This is a genomic window from Edaphosphingomonas laterariae (assembly GCF_900188165.1).
In the GTDB taxonomy this organism is placed as follows: Bacteria; Pseudomonadota; Alphaproteobacteria; order Sphingomonadales; family Sphingomonadaceae; genus Sphingomonas_E; species Sphingomonas_E laterariae.
The window spans coordinates 1-4,010 of sequence record NZ_FZOS01000067.1; the positions used below are offsets into that span (position 1 = coordinate 1).

Below are 4,010 nucleotides of genomic sequence, written 5' to 3' on the forward strand. Positions count from 1 at the left end.
AATTTCACGCGGCACTGTCTCGATGAAGGCCAAACCGAGTTTCGTGATGTTTCGAACGGTCGCGCCGATGCTCTCGTCGCCGCCGTCGAGCGATCCGCATGGGATGGCGAATGGTATCTGCGCGCATTCGATGATGACGGCAGGGCCTGGGGTACATCCGAAGAACAGGAGTGTCGCATCGATTCGATCGCGCAGTCCTGGTCCATACTCTCGGATGCAGGCGATCCGGAACGGACGGACGTGGCCATCGCATCGGCGAGAAAACACCTCGTCCGGGATGACGACAACATTATCCGGCTACTTGATCCCGCCTTCGATCGAACGCCACGCGAACCGGGCTATATCAAGGCCTATCCGCCCGGCGTTCGTGAGAATGGCGGGCAATATACCCATGCCGCAGCCTGGCTCGCCATCGCGGTTGCACGCAATCGGGATGGTGACGGCGCCATGTCCCTGCTCGATCGGATCAATCCGATCCGGCACACATCAACCCGCGAAACTGCGGACCATTACCGGACCGAGCCTTATGTAGTCGCCGCCGACATTGCGGGTGTGATACCCCATCTGGGTCGCGGAGGCTGGACCTGGTATACTGGTGCGGCCGCCTGGACGTGGCGTCTGGCCGTCGAGGAAATCCTTGGCGTACGGCTCATCCAGAATGAATTGCATATCCGCCCGAACTTGCCGCGAGATTGGGACCGGGCAGAGATGACCTTCCGTCGGGGGGCGGCAACGATTGCCGTGACGCTGCAGGTTGATCTCGATTTCGAACTGCAAACGCAGGTGGTCGTCGATGGCGCGGATTGGTATGCACCCGGAATTCCATTCCCCGAGGAGGGGAAGACGCGCCACGTCCTCGTGCGGCTTGCTCGGCCGGCGTGAAATCAGGCGCTCATCACCTCCTCGCACGCCATCCGGTAATCTACGAATTTTGACTTGATGTTTGAAATGCTGTCTCCACTCCCCGAACCATATGGGGCTCGCCCTTAATCGCCATGAGCCGGTTCCGGCTTTGATCGACGATCTTCCAACTGCTTTGTTTGGCCTCCCGCCCGCACATTGTTCCATAAATGAGACGTCGCATGGCAATAAGCTCAGCCAAACCCCTCACGCGCCGTTCCCTGCTGGCAACCGCAGCGATGGGGGCGCTTGGCCTGGCAGTTCCTCCGGCATTGGCCCAGGCAGGGCTTGACGAAGGATCGATCGCAGCAACCGCCCAGAATTTGCGGCCCGGACAGTTTCTCTGGGCACCCGAAGCAGCCCCGGAAGGCCCCGTCATCATCGTCGTCAGCCTCAGCAAGCAGCGCGCCTATGTCTATCGCAACGGTGTCCTGATCGGTATTTCGACCATATCATCAGGCACCGCCGGCCATGAGACGCCGACCGGGATTTTCACCATCCTGCAGAAGAAGGTCGACCACAAATCCAACCTCTACGATGATGCACCGATGCCGTTCATGCAAAGGCTTACCTGGAGCGGCATTGCCATGCATGCTGGCAATCTTCCCGGCTATCCCGCATCACATGGCTGCATACGGTTGCCGCTCGCCTTTGCGGAACACCTCTATGGTGTCACGCAACTCGGATTGACGGTGATCGTTACCCAATCGGCGGATATCCCGCGTTTCGCTCCTGCCCCGCATGTGCTGGAAAATCGGGGAGCTTCACCCTCTTCATTCGAGAGCGCCTTCTCTACGACCTGGCAGCCGGAAAAAGCGTCCGCCGGACCGGTCTCCATCATTCTCAGCGCCTCCGACGAGCGCGCCGTGGTCCTGCGCAATGGCGTCGAGATCGGTTCCGCGCCCATCGCGATCCGCGGACAGGTTTCAGGGGTGCAGGCCTTTACACTTTCCTCCATCGATCAGCACGGGGCGCATTGGATGTATCTGCCCTTGCTCGGGAGCACCCGGACGGGCGAAGTATCACAGCAGGAGCGCGAGCGGCTGATACTACCGGAGGACTTCCGCCAGAAACTTCTGGTGGTCCTCAAGCCAGGAACCACGCTCATCGTGACGGCGGATAGCTTGCAGCGTGGGAACACGGGTGCATCGGTCACCGTGATCACGAGTGAGGATCCGGAATAGTGCTCGCCATGAATTGCTGATTCGATCCAACTCGACTCAAGTCCGCCAAGACGCTCAAGGATAAGGTCAACGTCCGGCCAGCGTAATCATGAAAAGGCCGCGGGGGAGTGATCGTCTCGTCCGCCGGACTGCACTGTCCAACGCATAGCTCGCAAATGTCATTATCACGTCTTGCGGGAATGGCATCAGGATCAGGTCGGGGGCCTCGAGACACGGAGACTCCTGATGACGGATCCGAACGACAGCATAGCCGCCGATGAGAAGCCGGGCTTCCAGCGCGCCCATGCCACGCGGGTCCAAAGCCATTGTGGCTCGATCTATCCGGCATTCTGACTGACACGGGACCGATGGCGGCGCAGCAAGGGTCACTCCACAGCTGCCTTCCTTCAAAACTTGCTGAGCATCCCATGACCATCATCACCATCGACTTCGAAGCCTCCTGCCTGCCATACCACGGTCGATCCTTCCCGATCGAGGTCGGTATCGCGAGCGCCCGCACACCGTCGCGCTCCTGGCTGATCCGGCCGCATGAGGACTGGGCCGGCTGGGACTGGACCAGCGAAGCCCAGTCCCTTCACGGCATCGCCCGCGACCAACTCTACCGCGACGGCCTTCCCGCTGATCGCGTGATGGCCGAACTGGCGGCGGCAGTCGACGACGCGCGCGTTTTCGCCGACAGTTATCTCGACGCCCAATGGCTGGGCGTGCTGGCGAGCGCTGCCGGAACCGCCCCACCGGTGGAGATCCGGCATGTCGAGGAAGTAATCGACCGGCTCGGTGCCGACGACGCGGATATCGCGCGAGCGCAAGCACTCGCGAACGCCCAGTCATTCGCTCGACACCGGGCGGGCGGCGATGCGCAATGGCTTGCCGCTTTCATCACGGCGCTGGAGGCAATCGTTGCGGACCGTGAACGGGCCGGAGAACGGCCGCTGTTCGATCGGGTCGCGTCGCGCGCAGATCATCCGCCGATAGGGATCGCGGCCTGACGGGTGGATCGGTCGAGCGATTACGGCTCTTTTGCCCGCTTGAGGCGGCGGGCGTTCGCGGTGGCGCGGGCATGGACCGGCTTCACCGCCCCCGCACCGAGCGCCGCGCCGCGTTCGAACGCACGCACGCCATGCGCGATGGTCCGCTCCGTCATCGCGCCCCATTCGGCAGCCGTCGGCGGCCACTCCTTGAGCGCCATCTGTCCCAGCTGCTGCGCCTGGGTCAGCATGTCGGCCTGCATCGTCCACCATTGCGTGGCGATGGCCGAACCCGCTTTCGAGAATGCCTCGATCTTTTCCGGCACCATGCGCGCCAGTTCGCGATAATCCGCCTCGAGCGGCGAACCCAGCGCGGTCCGGATCATGCCCGAGCGTGCGCCGATGACATCGTGCGATGCCGCCATCGTCTCGGACATCCTTTGCCCTGTCCGGGCGAGTTCGAGGCCGGCGTCCATCATCCGGGTCCAGAAGAGGAAGGGATTGAGCATCAAGGGTCTCCAGTGCGGATGGCCCGCGGCAAAGTAACGCCCGCGATCGCCAATCGAAACGGGGGGATCGCACCTATTTTCTACGCTCAGCGCCAGAACTGTTTCATGTCGATCAGATCCTCATGAGCATCGACGGCCGCTTCCAGCAGCGCCTCGCGCTTGCCTTCGGCCAGCAGCCGCGCGGCATCCGGATCGTCCGCAAGCCCGAGCTGTTTCAATAGCTGCGGCGCGGTCGCAAGATCATTGAGCGCGCCGAGCTGGTCCTGGAGATTTTCCAGCGCGCTGATGAACCTTTTGTGTCGGCGCCGCTCGCGCTTGCGCTCGAACAGGCTGGCGAAGAATTCCGACGCATAGCGCAGCTTCTTGGCGTCCTTGCGGACCTCGTGGCGCGTCTCGTCGTCGATATGGGCAAGATCGCGCCCACCCTTCTTCACCTTGCGGCAATACCG

5 protein-coding genes are annotated in these 4,010 nt (G+C 62.2%); 3 read left to right on the top strand and 2 right to left on the bottom strand.

Features of this window, described 5'->3' with window-relative positions; translation table 11 throughout:
* The 3 genes from CHB74_RS21240 to CHB74_RS21255 form a co-directional block, all read left to right on the top strand.
* On the top strand, positions 1-882 hold an 882-nt coding region (locus CHB74_RS21240), incomplete at its 5' end, for a GH36-type glycosyl hydrolase domain-containing protein (protein ID WP_425442330.1).
* A 200-nt stretch (positions 883-1,082) separates the two neighbouring features.
* Complete coding sequence (locus CHB74_RS21245) at positions 1,083-2,084, top strand: L,D-transpeptidase (RefSeq protein ID WP_089221452.1); 1,002 nt, start codon at positions 1,083-1,085, stop codon at positions 2,082-2,084.
* 407 nt (positions 2,085-2,491) lie between these two features.
* Positions 2,492-3,073 (top strand): hypothetical protein, encoded by a 582-nt coding sequence (locus CHB74_RS21255; protein ID WP_089221454.1) that lies wholly within the window; start codon positions 2,492-2,494, stop codon positions 3,071-3,073.
* Between the two features lie 20 nt (positions 3,074-3,093).
* Here CHB74_RS21255 and CHB74_RS21260 read toward each other — a convergent pair whose 3' ends face one another.
* Together CHB74_RS21260 and CHB74_RS21265 are read right to left on the bottom strand one after the other, a co-directional pair.
* Entirely contained in the window at positions 3,094-3,561 is a 468-nt protein-coding gene (locus CHB74_RS21260; RefSeq protein ID WP_089221455.1) for a hypothetical protein, read from the bottom strand.
* An 86-nt stretch (positions 3,562-3,647) separates the two neighbouring features.
* A partial coding sequence (locus tag CHB74_RS21265) for a CHAD domain-containing protein (protein ID WP_144033902.1) occupies positions 3,648-4,010 on the bottom strand: 363 nt, incomplete at its 5' end.

Excerpts from the sequence above, each read along its gene's own strand:
- CHB74_RS21245 (WP_089221452.1), top strand. The coding sequence starts at position 1,083 with ATGGCAATAAGCTCAGCCAAACCCCTCACGCGCCGTTCCCTGCTGGCA.
- CHB74_RS21255 (WP_089221454.1), top strand. The coding sequence starts at position 2,492 with ATGACCATCATCACCATCGACTTCGAAGCCTCCTGCCTGCCATACCAC.
- CHB74_RS21260 (WP_089221455.1), bottom strand. The coding sequence starts at position 3,561 with ATGCTCAATCCCTTCCTCTTCTGGACCCGGATGATGGACGCCGGCCTC.